The following is a 16,144-nucleotide window of genomic DNA, read 5'->3' as shown; positions in this document are numbered from 1 at the left end:
GGCTGGATATAGCGCTCTCCCTCCGCCGGTGATGAAAAAACAGCCTGTTCTGGTAGACAGGGCTTTTTTACCGTTTTTCTGCTGGCAACAATTGGATTATTAATCGTTTTTGTCTAGAGTGGGCGGAAATTATCACGCAGCGTGATGACGCGTTGCGAATCAATTCACCCGTGCAGAAGGACGCTTTCTCAGGCATGAACCGCAGACGTTTTCTTAAATCTTCCATGGCTGTTGCCGCCGTATGCGGAACGTCAGGAGTCGCTTCCTTATTCAGTCAGGCCGCGTTTGCTGAAGACGCGGGCATTGCCGACGGGCAGACACGTCGTTTTGATTATGCCGTACTGCAGGCGATGGCTCACGATCTGGCGCGCCAGCCGTGGGGCGGCGCCCCGCGCGATCTGCCGCCGACGCTGGCCAATCTCACCCCGCAGGCTTATAACAGCATCCAGTATGACGCCAACCACTCGCTGTGGAACAATATTGAAGAACGCAAACTGGATATCCAGTTTTTCCACGTCGGGATGGGGTTCCGTCGCCGCGTGCGCATGTTCTCTTTAGACGCCGCCACCCAGCAGGCGCGCGAGATCCACTTCCGTCCGGAGCTGTTCAAGTACAATGACGCCGGGGTGGATACCCGCCAGCTGGAAGGCCAGTCCGACCTCGGCTTCGCCGGGTTCCGGGTATTTAAAGCGCCTGAGCTGGCGCGCCGGGATATCGTGGCGTTTCTCGGCGCCAGCTATTTCCGCGCGGTAGACAGCACCTACCAGTACGGCCTCTCGGCCCGTGGGCTGGCGGTAGATACCTTTACCGATACCCCGGAAGAGTTCCCCGATTTCACCTCTTTCTGGTTCGAAACGGTCAAAGGGGACGCCACGGTATTTACCGTTTACGCTCTGCTGGACAGCCCGAGCATCACTGGCGCCTACAAGTTCACCATCCACTGCCAGGATACCCAGGTCATTATGGACGTGGAGAACCATCTCTACGCCCGCAAGGATATCAAACAGCTGGGTATCGCGCCGATGACCAGCATGTTCAGCTGCGGCAACAACGAGCGTCGGATGTGCGATACCATCCACCCGCAGATCCACGACTCCGATCGGCTGTCGATGTGGCTGGGCAACGGCGAATGGGTCTGCCGGCCGTTGAACAACCCGCAGAAGCTGCAGTTCAACGCCTTCCAGGACAAGAACCCGCGCGGTTTTGGTCTGCTGCAGCTGGACCGCGATTTCTCCCACTACCAGGACGTGATGGGCTGGTATAACAAGCGTCCCAGCCTGTGGGTGGAGCCGCGTAACCAGTGGGGCAAAGGGGCGGTCAGCCTGATGGAGATCCCGACCACCGGTGAAACGCTGGATAACATCGTCTGCTTCTGGCAGCCGGAAAAGGCGGTGAAGGCGGGCGACGAACTGGACTTCCGCTACCGCCTCTACTGGAGCGCGCAGCCGCCGGTGAGCACCCCGCTGGCGCGTGTGCTCGCCACCCGCACCGGGATGGGGGGCTTCCCGGAGGGATGGGCGCCGGGGGAACACTACCCGGACAAGTGGGCGCGTCGTTTTGCCATCGACTTTGTCGGCGGCGATCTGAAAGCGGCCGCGCCGCGCGGTATTGAACCGGTGATCACCCTCTCCAGCGGCGAAGCGAAGCAGATTGAGATCCTCTACGTCGAGCCGTTCGATGGCTACCGGATCCTCTTCGACTGGTATCCGACCTCCGACTCGACCGACCCGGTGGAGATGCGTCTGTTCCTGCGCTGTCAGGGCGAAGCCATCAGCGAAACCTGGCTCTATCAGTACTTCCCGCCGGCGCCGGATAAACGTAACTACGTCGACGACCGGATCATGAAATAACCCCGTGACAGCCGTGGCCCCCAGGCACCCCCTGCGGGCCCGCAGAGAGCCCCATGACCACAGACATTCCAGCAGTACCTGAGTCGATCCCGGTGACCGAGGGACTGACGCTTACCGCCATTGATGAGCGTTACGTCAGCGACCTGCACCAGCTGGTGGTGAAAAACCAGCGCTGGCTACAGCAGTCGCTCAGCTGGGCCGGAGAGGTGCGCAGCGAAGAGGAGACCCGCCGCCATGTGCAGGGTAACGTGATGCTGCACCAGCGGGATTACGCCAAAATGTTTTTGCTGTTTCTCGATAAGCGGCCGATTGGCGTTCTGTCGTTCAACCAGATCGAACCGCAGAATAAGACGGCCTATATTGGCTATTGGATCGATGAAGATTGCCAGGGGCAGGGGTATCTGTCCCGTTCCCTGCAGGCCTTTATCCACTATTATGCCCGCAGCGGGCTGGTGCGCCGGTTTGTGATCAAATGTCGGGTGGCGAATACCCGCAGCAACCAGGTGGCGTTGCGTAACGGGTTTGTTCTGGAAGGCTGTCTCCGCCAGGCCGAGTATCTGAACGGCAGCTATGACGATCAGAATATCTACGCCCGCATTATTGACCGCGACGAGGCGCTACAGGGCGCCTAACAGCGGCGTTCGGGTGATCTGCTGCTGGCCGTCGAGGGTCTTCGGGCCGCGCAGGTGAATGGCTTCTCCTTCCCGCGCGGCGATCTGCACCTCGTCCCCAAGCGTGACCTGGTGCTCAACGATCACATCGCCGACGATGACAGCCCGACCCTGGATCAGCACGTCGTCGTCAAGCAGAATCGGTCCACCGCGCAGCTGCGCCTCGCCGCCCACCATCGCCCGGTGCTTTAGCAGACAGTTACCTTCAATCACCGCATTCTCCGCAACCTGGGAACTGTAGCGCACAGTGGGAATGGCATCTTCGCCGCGACCCGCGATCAGACGGGCATGCCCGTAAATCCGCGCGTTATCGCACACCCAAACGTCATTCTCCTCGTTTCCCTCAAGCCTGGCGTGGTCAAAGACTTCCGCCCGATGTTCGACAAAAGCGTGCTCGACGTAGGCCTCGCCATAGATCTGCGCCTGATGGAGAATGCGCGACGCGCTGACGGTGGCTCGCTGATAAATCTGCAGCACTTTGTCGCGGTCGGCGGTCAGCCCGCGGGCGGCAATCACCTGACAGTGGGGCAGAAGACGCGCCTCGTCGGCGAGGCGACAGTCACCGCGCACCGTACTCAGGCTAATCGTGACGTTGTCACCAATCTGCGCGTGATGGCTGATCTGCGAGGCGTGAATGGATGCCCGTCCGCTGATGATAGCCCCATGGCTGACCTCGCAGGGGCCATGGAGTCGGGCATCGTCGAGGATGCGCGCCCCGGCGAAGACCACGCTGTTGGCATCGTAGATCCAGCACTCTCCCTGCTGGCTGAGAGCGCTTTCCTCCTCCACCCAGCCGCCTTCGCTGCCCGCTTTGACGTCAGCGAAATCGATAAGCGCCACGATCTGGCGCAGGGTGACGCACTGTTTGCCATCCTCTGCCTGGTAACAATACTGCCGGGTCTGTTCGCTGAGACGGTATTTACGCATTCCCGATCCTCATTACTTATGGTTAACATAAACATAGCAAAGATCGCCGTAGCGCGTGGGATAAGGTTCCTTTAGAATGCAACTTCAAATTAAATTGATATCATCAATAAAATGAACAAAACGCATACGTCGCGGCAGGTGCTGAATCTGCCGGCGGGTTACTTTGGCATGGTGCTCGGCACCATCGGGATGGGCTTTGCCTGGCGTTACGCCAGCACCCTCTGGCCGGTCAGCCGCAGCATTGGTGATGGGCTGGTGACGCTGGCGATGGCGATGTGGGTCCTGCTCAGCATGGCGTTTATCAGCCGGGCGATCCGCTTTCCGGCGAGTGTGCTGCAGGAGATGCGACATTCCGTCAGCAGCAGCTTCGTCAGCCTGTTTCCCGCCACTACCTTGCTGGTATCGATTGGACTGGTACCCTGGTGCCGGCCGCTGGCCATCGGGCTGTTTGTGCCGGGCGTGGCGCTGCAGCTCGCCTATGCCGCCTGGCAAAGCGGCGGCCTGTGGCGGGGAAACCATCCTCGCGAGGCCACCACGCCGGGGCTGTATCTGCCCACGGTGGCGAATAATTTTATCAGCGCGATGGCCTGCGGCGCGCTGGGGTTTACCGACGCCGGACTGGTGTTCCTTGGCGCCGGAGTCTTCTCCTGGCTGAGCCTTGAGCCGGCTATCCTCCATCGTCTGCGCAGCGCAGGCGAACTGCCGACCGCGCTGCGCACGTCGTTGGGGATCCAGCTGGCGCCTGCGCTGGTGGCCTGCAGCGCCTGGCTCAGCGTCAACGGCGGGGAGGCTGATATCTTGGCTAAGCTGCTGTTTGGCTACGGTCTGCTGCAGCTGTTGTTTATGCTGCGTCTGATGCCCTGGTATCTTCGCCAGCCGTTCAATGCTTCTTTCTGGAGCTTCTCGTTCGGTATTTCCGCACTGGCCACTACCGGTCTGCATCTGGGCCAGGCGAAGGCGGACGGCTTTTTTCATCATCTGGCGCTGCCGCTCTTTATTTTTAGCAATCTGGTCATCGGCCTGCTGCTGCTGCGCACAGGGCTGCTGTTGGTCAGCGGGAAACTGTTGCTACAGGTCGACCGGGAAACACTCCTGAATAAGAAGGAAGGATCATGACAACGCGTGACGCGGACTATTTTAGTGAAAAATATGGCCTGACCCGCACCCACTCCGAGGTGCTGCATGCCGCGACGATGGTGCCGCCGGGGCGGGCGCTGGATCTGGGCTGCGGCAACGGACGTAACAGCCTTTATCTGGCGGCGAACGGCTTCACGGTGACGGCGTGGGATAAAAATGCGATGAGCATCAATAATCTGGAGACTATTCGCGCCGCCGAAGGGCTGGATAATTTGCAGACCGCGGTGAAAGACCTCAACAGCCTGACCTTTGACGGCGAGTATGATCTGATCCTCTCCACCGTGGTGATGATGTTTCTTGAGGCCGGCGCTATCCCGGGTCTCATCGCCAATATGCAGCGTTGCACCGCCGCCGGGGGCTATAACCTGATTGTCGCGGCGATGGACACCGAGGACTATCCCTGCACCGTCGGCTTCCCGTTTGCTTTTAAACCCGATGAACTTCGGGAGTACTACCGGGGCTGGGAATTACTGAAATACAATGAGGACGTCGGTGAGCTGCATCGGACCGACGCCAGCGGCAACCGGATCAAACTGCGCTTCGCCACGCTGCTGGCGCGCAAGCCCGCATAATCCTCAGCGGCGCGTGAAATGGCTGAGATTGACCGCGCCGCCTTGCGCTAATACCCATCGGATAAAGACGCGCGAAAAGCCTCGCTGAACAGAGGGTTAAAGGCGACCTGTTCATCTATTAAGTAATTATTTAATAACGTAATGTTGATCCCATCAATATTTGTATATCTTCCTTGACGAAGCCCTCATTTTGTCACAAAACTACTGGGTCTTATCTGCTATAACGTCTGCCGAAAAAACTGCATTTACAGGGATCTCTTTATGCGTACTCGCGTGTTATTTAAAGTCGCCGCTCTGGCGGGGATGTTAGCGTTGACGGGCTGTGCGTCCAAACTGGCGCAGCCGAATCAGTATTCGGGCTTTTTAAAAGATTATTCCAACCTGAAAGAAGCCACCACGGCCTCCGGCAAGTCGGAGCTGCGCTGGATCGACCCAAACTACAATCCGGCTAACTACGATAATGTCGTCTACCATCCGGTAACGTACTATCCGGTACCGAAGCCGACGACCCAGGTCGGTGAAAAGGCGTTGCAGGATATTCTTAATTACACCAACAAACAGCTCAAACAGGCCATTTCCGAGCGTAAACCGCTGGCTACCACCGCCGGCAAGCGTAGCCTTATTTTCCGCGGAGCGATCACCGGGGTGGACTCCAGCAAAGAAGGGCTGCAGTTCTATGAAGTGGTTCCGGTCGCGATGATTGTTGCCGGTACTCAGGCCGCCACCGGCCATCGTACGATGGACACCGACCTCTATTTTGAAGCCGAACTGATTGACGCCAGCACCAACAAGCCGGTGATCAAAGTGGTTCGTAAAGGGGAAGGAAAAACCCTGGCTAATGAAAACACGCCGCTGACCATCGAAACCATGAAGCAGGTGATCGATGATATGGCGGTCGACGCCGTCAAATTCGACCCTTCCCAGCGGTAATCTCGCCAGCGCCGTCTGCCGACGGCGTTCCGCCGTTTCAGGCCAGCTTTCGGCGCAGCAGCAGCTGTTCCGGTTTGGCAAACATCACCAGATTACCCAACAGGATCAGCGCCAGTCCGATAACGGCGTTGCTGTGCCATACATAGCCTTCATAGACGGTGGAGATGGACAGGGCGACCAGCGGAAACAGCAGCGTACTGTAGGCGGCTTTGCTGGCGCCGATGCGCCCCACAAGGGTGAAATAGGCGCCGAAGGCGACAACTGAGCCGAACAGCGCCAGGTAAAGCAGGGCGCCAAGATAGCTGACGGTCCACTCCGGCATAAAATTATCCCCGCGGAGGAGTGCGATGGCGCCCATCACCAGCGTGCCGTACAGCATCGCCCAGCTGTTGGTGGTCAGCGTCTCCAGCCCCCGCCGCTGGTGACGAATACTGAACATATTGCCCAGCGAAAAGCCGTAAGTGCCCAGCGCGCTCAGACCGATCCCCCACAGTAGTGAAGCGTTCAGCCCGTTGGCCAGCAGGTCATCCCAGAACAGGGTGACGATACCGGCCAGACCGAGCGCGGCGGCAGCCCAGAAGCGTCCCGGCGCCTGCTGACGGAAGAAAAGAAAGCTGTTGATGGCGTTAAACAGCACCGCCATGGAAAAGATCACCGATTCCAGACCGGTGTTGATCCAGGCGGCGGCGGTATAAAAGCACCAGAAATTGAAGCAGAAGACGCAGCAGCCCTGCAGCAGGCAGCAGAGATGGTCCTTCGCGCCCAGCGGCCGCAGACGTCGCGTGACGAGCAGAATCGCCAGCATCGTGACGCTGGCCACGGCGAAACGCCAGAAAATCGATACCGGCGCCGCCACCGGCCCCTGCTGTAAAAAAATCGCAATCCACGTCGTTCCCCAGATAACGACAACGAGTGCATAAAGTAATGCGTTCACCCTGATTCTCCTCTGCCTGTTGAAGGGAGGAGTATGCCGCCTGCCGCAACCTGCGGCTTTCACCCGCTTGTTGTCGGCTTGCAAATTCTTGCGCTTATTTGTCTTTCGCCGGCGGTGAGGACTGGAAACCGCGTCGCAGTCTCCCTAGACTAGAGTTTTTCCAGACAGGACAGATGCGTGAAGGCGATGGGTTACGGGACGTTTGAAACATTACGGCGACAGAACGCGGTGCTGAAGGGCACCATGGAGCTGAATTCCGGTATTCAACTGGCCGCCTGGTATAACAACTGCGATACCGTAACGGTACGCAGCGATCATCATACCTTAAGCCTGTACGTCGCCGATGGTTATGAAAGCTATCAAAAGACGCCGCACGGCTGGAAGAATGGCGGCGGCCCGGATCGCTTTTGCCTGATGCCGAAAGGCGATGAAAGCGTCTGGGATATCCGCGGCGATCTGTCGTTTGTCCATCTCTATTGTACCGATGCGCATCTGCGCCGCGTCGGGGAGGAGGTGTGGGATCGCAGCCCGGCGAACTTCACCCTGCAGGAGAAAACCTTTGCCAGCGATGACAAAATCACCACCGTGTATCGTCAGTTTTTGCTGGCTAATGACTGGCGACAGCCGGCGAACCAGCTGACCCTTAGCGCCGCCAGCAGTTTATTGCTCACCCATCTGATCCAGCACTATTCCACCGTGCAGTGGCGTTTGCCCTCGGTCACCGGGGGACTGGCGCCGGGGGTGAAGCGTCATGTGCTGGCTTGGATCGACGCTCACCTCGATCAGCCATTGACCCTGGCCGACCTGGCGCAGCAGGCGGGACTGAGTGAATTTCATTTTGCCCGTATGTTCCGCCAGTCGCTGAATATGGCTCCGCATCAATATGTGATGCAGCAGCGAATGGCGAAGGCGCAAAACCTGATCTGCCACAGCGCGCTGCCGCTCACCGAGATCGCTCTGGCCTGCGGTTTCAGCTCCGCCAGCCATTTCAGCCATCGGGTCAAAGCCGCCACCGGCCTGACGCCGTCCCAGCTACGGGCGGCGCAGCGCGGATAGCACGCCGTAGCTCACTCCGCCGAGCACCACGCCCCAGAATGCCGAGCCAATTCCCGCCAGCGTCACGCCGCTGGCGGTGATCAGAAAGGTCAGCACCGCCGCGTCGCGCTCACTGGCCTGATGTACCGCCTGAAACAGACTACCGCCGATGGTGCCGAGCAACGCCAGGCCGGCCAGCATCTGGATCCACGCTGTCGGCAGGGCCGACATCAGCGCGGTGATCGATCCCCCGAACAGACCGGCCAGCAGATAAAAACCGCCTGCGGCCATGGCAGCCAGCCAACGCTTCTGCGGATCCGGGTGCGCCTCCGGGCTCTGGCAGATGGCGGCGGTGATCGCCGCAATACAGATCGAGTAGACCCCAAACGGCGCCAGCAGCAGCGCCAGCCCCCCGCAGACAACGATCAGCGCGGAGACTGGTACGGCATAGCCTGATGCCTGAAGGGTAGCGAATCCGGGCGCGTTCTGTGAGGCCATGGTCACGAGGAAGAAGGGCAGGCCGACGCTGAGCAGCAGCGCCGGGGTAAACTGCGGGGCGATCCATTCCGGCGCCACAAACGCCAGCGGCACAGCGGCGCTGGCCACCTCCCCGGAGGCCGCGGCAATCAGCGCCCCGGCAACCAGCGCGGCGACCACGGCGAAGCGGGGCCACAGCGCCTTACACAGAAGCCAGGCGGCGAGCATGCCGCCGCACAGCAGCAGATGATCCTGGAAGCCGGCGAAGGCCTGCAAACCGAAACGCAGCAGAATGCCGGCCAGCATCGCGGCGGCCAGCGAATGGGGAATGATTTTCATCAGCCGGGCAAACAGGCCGGTAACGCCGCAGAGGACGATCAGCGCATTGGCGAAGATAAATACCCCCACCGCCTCAGGGAGGGTCACCCCCTGCAGGCCGCTGACCAGCAGGGCGGCGCCCGGCGTTGACCAGGCGGTGAGCACCGGCACTTTTCTCCAGCCGCTCAGCGCGAGGGTGCTGACGCCCATGGCGAGGCCCAGGGCCGTCATCCAGCCGGCGATCTGCCCGGGCGTGGCGCCGGCGGCAGCGGCAGCCTGCCAGATGATGGCGGCAGAGCTGGCGTAGCCCACCAGCACGGCGACGAAGCCGGCGAACAGGGTGGGAAGCGGAACGGTAAACGAGCGCATAGTTTTCTCTTGTGCGTTATAACGTCCAATTACTCTATCATTGTGCGTTTTAGCGCACAAGGTTCCTGCGTGGTGAGGGCTGCGCACCGAGGCTCTTGTCGCAAACAGCCCGCGATGCCGCTAATCGCCCTGTTGAATCAGGCAAATGGAGGTATACTCTGGGCTGAAAAATCAGGAGGTAGGATGAATATTGCGCAACATCTGGCGGCCACCCTCAAAAATCTGCGTCAGCAGCGCGGCTGGAGCCTGTCGCGTCTGGCGGAAGAGACCGGGGTGTCGAAAGCCATGCTCGGGCAGATTGAGCGGAATGAATCGAGTCCGACGGTCGCGACGCTGTGGAAGATTGCCACCGGGCTGAACGTGCCGTTTTCGGCGTTTATCGTTCCGGATGACGGCGCGGCGCCCTCCGCGTTTGACCCGCAGCAGCAGGCGATGGTGGTGACCCCGGTCTTCCCGTGGGACCCGGAGTTGCGCTTTGATCATTTCTCGATAACCCTTGCTCCCGGGGCGCTGAGCGAATCGACGCCGCATGAGCAAGGGGTGATTGAGCATGTTGTCGTGATTAGCGGTACCCTGGATCTCTGCTTACAGGGGGAGTGGCACTCGCTGCAGGCGGGTGAGGGTCGGCGCTTCGCCGGCGATGCGGCGCATGCCTACCGGAACAGCGGCGCCCAGGCGGCTCATTTCCATTCGCTTATCCACTATCCAAAAGAAAAAACCGCGGGCGAACCCGCGGCCAGACAAGATGACTGATGATAACCACTCACAACGTGACGAGGAAAATCCGGAATACGTGATGACAGTACTCTGTACGGTGATTTGAGGGAAATATCTTTTCCTTCAATACTTTGCTGAAAACTGAAAATTCGTCGTCCCGCGACGGCGGAAAAGGTTTTCGTCTGCGCCCGGTTCTGACTACAATAGCCGCCATTTCGACCCCCTTATACTGGATAACAACACGCGTATGCGCCTGCACAATCATCGTCTTGAACTTCTTAGTCCTGCCCGCGACGCCGGTATCGCTCGCGAAGCGATCCTTCACGGCGCCGACGCCGTTTATATCGGTGGACCTGGCTTTGGCGCCCGCCACAACGCCAGCAACAGCCTGAGCGACATCGCCGGTCTGGTGCCTTTCGCCCATCGCTTTGGCGCCAAGGTCTTTGTGACGCTGAACACCATTCTGCATGACGATGAGCTGGAGCCGGCGCAGCGGCTGATTACCGATCTCTACGACGCGGGCGTCGATGCGCTGATTGTCCAGGATATGGGGATCATGGAGCTGGACCTGCCGCCGATCGAGCTGCACGCCAGCACCCAGTGCGACATCCGCAGCGTGGAGAAAGCAAAGTTTCTCTCCGACGCTGGTTTCAGCCAGATCGTGCTGGCGCGCGAGCTGAACCTCAGTCAAATCAAAGCCATCTACGATAATACTGACGCCACCATCGAATTCTTTATCCATGGCGCGCTGTGCGTGGCCTATTCCGGCCAGTGCTACATTTCCCACGCCCAGACCGGACGCAGCGCCAACCGCGGCGACTGCTCGCAGGCCTGCCGCCTGCCGTATACCCTGAAGGACGATCAGGGGCGAGTGGTGGCCTATGAAAAACATCTCCTGTCGATGAAAGACAACGACCAGACCGCCAACCTGGCGTCGCTGATCGATGCCGGGGTGCGCTCCTTCAAAATCGAAGGCCGTTACAAAGACATGAGCTACGTGAAAAACATCACCGCTCACTACCGCCAGATGCTGGACGCCATTATTGAAGACCGCGGCGATCTCGTGCGCGCCTCGGCAGGGCGCACCGAGCATTTCTTTATCCCGTCCACCGATAAAACCTTCCACCGCGGCAGCACCGATTACTTCGTTAATGCCCGTAAAGGCGATATCGGCGCCTTTGATTCGCCAAAATTTATCGGACTGCCGGTGGGCGAAGTGCTGAAGGTGGGTAAAGACCATCTCGACGTCGAGGTCAGCGAACCGTTAACCAACGGCGATGGCCTTAACGTGATGATTAAGCGTGAAGTGGTGGGCTTCCGCGCCAATACCGTGGAAAAAACCGGCGAAAATCGCTATCGGGTGTGGCCGAACGAGATGCCTGCGGATCTGCACAAAGTGCGCCCGCATCAGGCGCTCAACCGCAACCTCGATCACAACTGGCAGCAGGCGCTGCTGAAGACCTCCAGCGAACGCCGCATCGCCGTAGACGTCACCCTAAGCGGCTGGCAGGAGCAGCTGGTTCTCACCATGACCTGTGAAGATGGCGTCAGCGTGACCCACACCCTTGACGGGGAGTTCGCCGAAGCTAACCAGGCGGAGAAAGCGCTGGCCAATCTGCGTGACGGTGTCACAAAACTGGGGCAAACCATTTACTATGCGCGCGAGGTGCAGGTCAATCTGCCGCCGCTGTTTGTGCCCAACAGCCTGCTCAACCAGCTGCGGCGTGAAACGGCCGAAATGCTGGATGACGCGCGGCTCAACGCCTGGCAGCGCGGCACCCGTAAGCCGGTCTCTGTGCCGCCGCCGGTCTACCCGGAGACCCATCTCTCCTTCCTCGCCAACGTCTATAACCACAAGGCGCGGGCGTTCTACCAGCGCTATGGCGTGCAGCTGATTGACGCCGCCTATGAAGCGCACGAAGAGAAGGGCGATGTGCCGGTGATGATCACCAAACATTGCCTGCGCTTTGCCTTCAACCTCTGTCCGAAACAGGCGAAAGGCTCCATCAAGAGCTGGAAAGCCACGCCGATGCAGCTGATCCATGGCGATGAAGTGCTGACCCTGAAGTTTGACTGCCGTCCGTGCGAAATGCACGTGGTCGGCAAGATCAAAAACCATATCCTCAAAATGCCGCACCCGGGTAGCATCGTGGCCTCCGTCAGCCCGGACGAGCTGATGAAGACCCTGCCGAAGCGCAAAGGGGCCTGATCCGCGGCGACGCTACTGGCTGTGTGATGCCCGCGGTTTGCGGGCGTCCTGCCAGCGGTGGTGCTCGCGCAGGTCGGCGGCGTTCTCTTCGCACCGGCTGCGAAGCTCATCGCTATCCGCCTCGTGCAGCAGCTGCTGCTCGAGGCTCTGTACCGGAAAGTAATCGTGCCCCTGACGGTGGGCCAGCAGATGCCCGGAAAAAAGCGCGCACAGCAACAGCAGGGCGCTCATGCTTCTCCTCAACATACCTTTTCTCTGTGAATCAATGGCGTGGGCTTACTATGCCAGGCGCTGTGCAGGTTTTTTTCCCGGTTTATCAAAGAAGGGCAAGGGTTTGTCAATGTCTGCTGAAAGAGGGTGAAAAAAGCCTGGCGCAGAAGGCCAGGCGTGAGGGATTACGCTTTTGGCGGCAGTGGTTTCCCGCTGTGCTCACCGCCTTTTGGCGGCTGCTTACCACCATGCTGCGGTTGTTTGCCGTCTCGTTGCGGCTGCTTGCCATCATGCCGCGGCTGCTTGCCGTTGTGTTGCGCTTGCTTACCGTCGTGCTGGCCGTTTTTCGCCGCCGATTTACCCTGATGCTGCGCGCCTTTTTCTGGCGGCGGCGGGTTGTCGGCAGCGAAAGCCCATGACGATATTCCCAGCGTCATCGCGGCAGACAGTAAAGCTAACTTCTTCATAGCAATATCCTTTCTTCTGATGTGTCCGCGTATTTCAGCAGGTAAAAGTGAAGACAAGATGGAGAGCTCCGGATCCGGATGACTCTGCATCCTGGTTCAAACTTTAAGACCCGCGGCGGTCATCAGCAGGCGAAACAGCAGGCTGATGGCGGCCAGCGTCAGCACGCTGCCTCCCCACAGCGCGATCAGCCACAGCAGACGTTTCGACCAGACGGTTTTCATCAATGATAACCCTCCCCTGGCTGGACTTTGCCGCGGAACACGTAATAGCTCCAGCAGGTATAGCCAAGAATAACCGGAATAATCAGCAGCGCGCCCACCAGCATAAAGCCCTGGCTTTGCGGCGGGGCGGCGGCCTGCCACAAGGTAATCGATGGCGGAATAATATGCGGCCAGATGCTGATCCCCAGGCCGCTAAAGCCGAGAAACACCAGGCCCAGCGTTAGGGTGAAAGGCGAGACATGGCGGTCGTGCAGAGGCAGTGTGCGCCACAGCCAGGCGCTAATCAGGAGCACCAGCAGCGGCACCGGCAGCAGGAAATAGAGATTCGGCAGGCTGAACCAGCGGGCGGCGATCGCCGGGTGCGCCAGCGGCGTCCACAGGCTGATGACGGCAAACACCGCCAGCAGGGCAACCAGCAACTGTCGCGACGCGCTGCGCATCCGCTGCTGCAGCGCGCCTTCGCTCTTCATCACCAGCCAGGTAGCGCCGAGCAGCGCATAGGCCACGCACAGCCCGAGTCCGCAAAACAGGCTGAACGGGGTCAGCCAGTCAAACATGCCGCCGCTGAAGGCGCGACCGCTGACGGTAAAACCGTCGATCACCGCTCCGACCACCACGCCCTGGCTGAAGGTCGCCAGCAGGGAACCGCCAAAGAAGGCGCGGTCCCAGAATGGCCGGTGCGACGGCGTGGCCTGGAAACGAAATTCAAAGGCCACGCCGCGAAAGATCAGGCCGATCAGCATCAGGGTCAGGGGGATCGACAGGGCGTCGATTATCACCGCGTAGGCGAGGGGAAAGGCGCCAAACAGACCGGCGCCGCCCAGCACCAGCCAGGTCTCATTGCCATCCCATACCGGGGCGACGCTGTTCACCATCACGTCGCGCTCTGTGCTGCCCCGGACCGTGCCGAACAGCATGCCAATGCCCAGATCAAAGCCGTCCATGACGATGTACATCAGCGTGGCAAAGACGATAATCACGAACCAGATCACCGATAATTCGATACCCATTAGCGAGACTCCTTCTGCAGATAACCTTCAGTAGCGGCGGACAGCGGGCGGGCTGGCGTACCGGTTGTCGCGGGTTGCACCTCCTGCGGCCCCTTGCGGATCAGGCGCAGCATGTAGCTGTAGCCGACCCCGAAGACGGCGCTGTAAACCACAATAAAGGTCAACAAACTGACCGACATATGCAGATCGCCGTGGGCGGAAACCGCCTCGGCGGTGCGCTGAACGCCATACACCACCCATGGCTGGCGGCCCACTTCGGTGGTCACCCAGCCGGCGAGAATCGCAATCAGTCCTGAGGGGCCCATCCACAGGGCAAAGCGCAGAAACGGCCGCGAGTGGTACAGCCGGTCGCCGCGGCGCAGCCACAGGGCCAGCGCCCCGAGCAGCAACATCAGCATGCCGAGACCAGCCATCAGGCGAAATGACCAGAACACCACGGTGGAGTTTGGCCGATCCTCAGGGGCGAACTCCTTCAGCGCCGGCACCTGTTTATCCAGGCTGTGGGTGAGGATCAGACTGCCCAGCGCCGGGATCTCAAGCCCGTAGCGGGTGCGCTCCTGTTCCATATCTGGCCAGCCAAACAATAGTAACGGCGTCGGCTCGCCGGGCGGGTTTTCCCAGTGGCCCTCAATGGCGGCGATTTTTGCCGGCTGGTGTTTCAGGGTGTTCAGGCCATGCATATCGCCGATCAGCGCCTGGACCGGCGCAACCAGCAGCGTCATCCATAGCGCCATGGAGAACATCTTGCGGATCGCTGGCGACTGATTGCCGCGCAGCAGATGCCAGGCCGCCGAGGCGCCGACGAACAGCGCGCTGCTGAGAAATGCCGCCACCGTCATGTGCAGCAAGCGGTAGGGGAACGACGGGTTAAAGATCACCGCCAGCCAGTCGACGGGCACCACCTGGCCATCGACGATCTCAAACCCCTGCGGGGTCTGCATCCAGCTGTTGGAAGCGAGGATCCAGAAGGTCGAGATGATAGTCCCCAGCGCCACCATGCAGGTGGCGAAAAAGTGCAGCCCCGGCCCCACGCGGTTCCAGCCGAAGAGCATGACCCCGAGAAAACCGGCTTCCAGAAAGAACGCCGTCAGGACTTCATAGGTCAGCAGGGGGCCGGTGATGCTGCCCGCGAACTGCGAAAAACCGCTCCAGTTAGTGCCGAACTGATAGGCCATCACCAGCCCGGACACCACTCCCATACCGAAGTTGACGGCGAAGATCTTCGACCAGAAATGGTACAGCGAGCGCCAGGTGGGATTTTTGCTTTTCAGCCACAGGCCTTCGAGAACCGCCAGGTAGCTTGCCAGGCCAATGGTGATGGCGGGAAAGATAATATGAAACGAGACCGTAAAGGCGAATTGAATTCGCGCCAGATGGAATGCATCAAGACCGAACATGCAGGACTCCACAACAAAATTGATTCAGCGCAATTTTAGGCAGGGTGGAGGCAAGGGGGGCAGAGGCAGTCGGTTCATTTTTTATCATAACAGTTGGCGCCTGTTATGATCTTTTTGCCTGTCTCCGGGGACCGCCAACATGGAGATCCCCCAGGGGAACAGCGTCATTTTTAACGCTGAAAGCAAAGCCAGATTGTTGGCCAGGAAAATATTAATAATCTATTTCACTGTATTATCGTAGTCTTACGGATCAGCTTAGACCTGTAGCTGCCCGGGAAAGCGCGGTCGTTTAATTTTTGTGAGCAATATCCTCTGATTACGACAGATATAGCATTTTATTATCTGTTCTTTATTAATGAATTTAACGTCTGCACACGTTTGTTAGTATGAGAATCAGTAAAAAGGATGAGTCAGTTAATTATGAATTAAATAATTTTAAATTGTCGTGTTTAGCCGTGCTTTGTATTTTATTCTCAGGATATCAATAAAAGGGAATGGTCATGTCAGAAAAAGGATTACATAGCTTATGTATTACCATCGGTATCATGTTCATTTTTTGGTTATGCATCATATCGTTTTTTTGGACAATTTTCTCGTGAACCTTTCCTGCGGGCGTTCTGTGTGACCGGGTTGCGCTGTTTTACATAACAGTTACTTAAAAGTGTTAATTTATAACAACTGATATATGATAA

Annotated in this window: 17 protein-coding genes; 8 read left to right on the top strand and 9 right to left on the bottom strand. The window is 58.9% G+C overall.

Annotated elements, in window-relative coordinates:
- Positions 1 to 194: 194 nt before the first annotated feature.
- Positions 195 to 1,850: a glucan biosynthesis protein gene (locus ABLV04_RS17075; RefSeq protein ID WP_032453098.1), complete on the top strand. Its 1,656-nt coding sequence runs from the start codon at positions 195 to 197 to the stop codon at positions 1,848 to 1,850.
- A 53-nt stretch (positions 1,851 to 1,903) separates the two neighbouring features.
- Complete coding sequence (gene rimL / locus ABLV04_RS17070; protein WP_032453097.1) at positions 1,904 to 2,482, top strand: 50S ribosomal protein L7/L12-serine acetyltransferase; 579 nt, start codon at positions 1,904 to 1,906, stop codon at positions 2,480 to 2,482.
- Here rimL and ydcK read toward each other — a convergent pair.
- Positions 2,468 to 3,448, bottom strand: a complete 981-nt coding sequence (ydcK, locus tag ABLV04_RS17065) for a YdcK family protein (RefSeq protein ID WP_023289907.1) — start codon at positions 3,446 to 3,448, stop codon at positions 2,468 to 2,470. The genes rimL and ydcK overlap by 15 nt on opposite strands.
- Positions 3,449 to 3,559: 111 nt before the next feature.
- On the opposite strand from ydcK, the gene tehA reads away from it, so the two are divergent.
- From tehA to ABLV04_RS17050, 3 genes are all read left to right on the top strand, one after another.
- Entirely contained in the window at positions 3,560 to 4,564 is a 1,005-nt protein-coding gene (gene tehA, locus ABLV04_RS17060) for a dicarboxylate transporter/tellurite-resistance protein TehA (RefSeq protein ID WP_101995866.1), read from the top strand.
- Entirely contained in the window at positions 4,561 to 5,157 is a 597-nt protein-coding gene (gene tehB, locus ABLV04_RS17055) for a tellurite resistance methyltransferase TehB (RefSeq protein ID WP_044523527.1), read from the top strand. Before tehA ends, tehB begins: the two co-directional genes overlap by 4 nt.
- Positions 5,158 to 5,418: 261 nt before the next feature.
- On the top strand, positions 5,419 to 6,087 hold the full coding sequence (locus ABLV04_RS17050; protein ID WP_004202796.1) for a DUF3313 domain-containing protein: 669 nt from the start codon (positions 5,419 to 5,421) through the stop codon (positions 6,085 to 6,087).
- 37 nt (positions 6,088 to 6,124) lie between these two features.
- Here ABLV04_RS17050 and ABLV04_RS17045 read toward each other — a convergent pair whose 3' ends face one another.
- Entirely contained in the window at positions 6,125 to 7,021 is an 897-nt protein-coding gene (locus ABLV04_RS17045) for a DMT family transporter (protein ID WP_348815944.1), read from the bottom strand.
- Between the two features lie 186 nt (positions 7,022 to 7,207).
- Between ABLV04_RS17045 and ABLV04_RS17040 the strand changes: the two genes are divergently transcribed.
- Positions 7,208 to 8,077, top strand: coding sequence for an AraC family transcriptional regulator (locus ABLV04_RS17040; RefSeq protein WP_348815953.1), 870 nt, complete (start codon positions 7,208 to 7,210; stop codon positions 8,075 to 8,077).
- Here the strand turns inward: ABLV04_RS17040 and ABLV04_RS17035 are convergent.
- Positions 8,054 to 9,220: a benzoate/H(+) symporter BenE family transporter gene (locus ABLV04_RS17035; protein WP_048297633.1), complete on the bottom strand. Its 1,167-nt coding sequence runs from the start codon at positions 9,218 to 9,220 to the stop codon at positions 8,054 to 8,056. The two genes, ABLV04_RS17040 and ABLV04_RS17035, sit on opposite strands and share 24 nt — an antisense overlap.
- A gap of 183 nt (positions 9,221 to 9,403) precedes the next feature.
- Here ABLV04_RS17035 and ABLV04_RS17030 point away from each other — a divergent pair, with 183 nt between their 5' ends.
- Positions 9,404 to 9,973 carry an XRE family transcriptional regulator gene (locus ABLV04_RS17030; RefSeq protein ID WP_023289901.1) on the top strand — a complete coding sequence of 190 codons (570 nt, stop codon included), beginning with the start codon at positions 9,404 to 9,406 and terminating at the stop codon, positions 9,971 to 9,973.
- Positions 9,974 to 9,983: 10 nt separating this feature from the next.
- Here ABLV04_RS17030 and ABLV04_RS17025 read toward each other — a convergent pair whose 3' ends face one another.
- Positions 9,984 to 10,151, bottom strand: coding sequence for a hypothetical protein (locus tag ABLV04_RS17025; protein WP_032429169.1), 168 nt, complete (start codon positions 10,149 to 10,151; stop codon positions 9,984 to 9,986).
- Between the two features lie 33 nt (positions 10,152 to 10,184).
- Between ABLV04_RS17025 and ABLV04_RS17020 the strand changes: the two genes are divergently transcribed.
- Positions 10,185 to 12,146 (top strand): U32 family peptidase, encoded by a 1,962-nt coding sequence (locus ABLV04_RS17020; protein ID WP_180265642.1) that lies wholly within the window; start codon positions 10,185 to 10,187, stop codon positions 12,144 to 12,146.
- 12 nt (positions 12,147 to 12,158) lie between these two features.
- Here the strand turns inward: ABLV04_RS17020 and ABLV04_RS17015 are convergent, their stop codons facing one another.
- The 5 genes from ABLV04_RS17015 to ABLV04_RS16995 form a co-directional block, all read right to left on the bottom strand.
- Positions 12,159 to 12,392 carry a DUF2554 family protein gene (locus ABLV04_RS17015; protein ID WP_032428865.1) on the bottom strand — a complete coding sequence of 78 codons (234 nt, stop codon included), beginning with the start codon at positions 12,390 to 12,392 and terminating at the stop codon, positions 12,159 to 12,161.
- 149 nt (positions 12,393 to 12,541) lie between these two features.
- Positions 12,542 to 12,823 (bottom strand): hypothetical protein, encoded by a 282-nt coding sequence (locus ABLV04_RS17010; RefSeq protein WP_180265643.1) that lies wholly within the window; start codon positions 12,821 to 12,823, stop codon positions 12,542 to 12,544.
- Between the two features lie 96 nt (positions 12,824 to 12,919).
- Complete coding sequence (locus tag ABLV04_RS17005; protein ID WP_004202785.1) at positions 12,920 to 13,045, bottom strand: DUF2474 domain-containing protein; 126 nt, start codon at positions 13,043 to 13,045, stop codon at positions 12,920 to 12,922.
- Entirely contained in the window at positions 13,045 to 14,055 is a 1,011-nt protein-coding gene (gene cydB, locus ABLV04_RS17000; protein ID WP_023289897.1) for a cytochrome d ubiquinol oxidase subunit II, read from the bottom strand. Before cydB ends, ABLV04_RS17005 begins: the two co-directional genes overlap by 1 nt.
- Positions 14,055 to 15,452 (bottom strand): cytochrome ubiquinol oxidase subunit I, encoded by a 1,398-nt coding sequence (locus ABLV04_RS16995; protein WP_004202782.1) that lies wholly within the window; start codon positions 15,450 to 15,452, stop codon positions 14,055 to 14,057. The genes cydB and ABLV04_RS16995 overlap by 1 nt, the downstream gene beginning before the upstream one ends.
- Positions 15,453 to 16,144 lie beyond the last annotated feature (692 nt).

The sequence above is a fragment of the Klebsiella sp. JN_Kp127 genome (assembly GCF_040062505.1).
In the GTDB taxonomy this organism is placed as follows: domain Bacteria; phylum Pseudomonadota; class Gammaproteobacteria; order Enterobacterales; family Enterobacteriaceae; genus Klebsiella; species Klebsiella quasipneumoniae.
The sequence above is the reverse complement of the archived record's forward strand: the minus strand, read 5'-3'. Positions and strand labels throughout refer to the sequence as shown.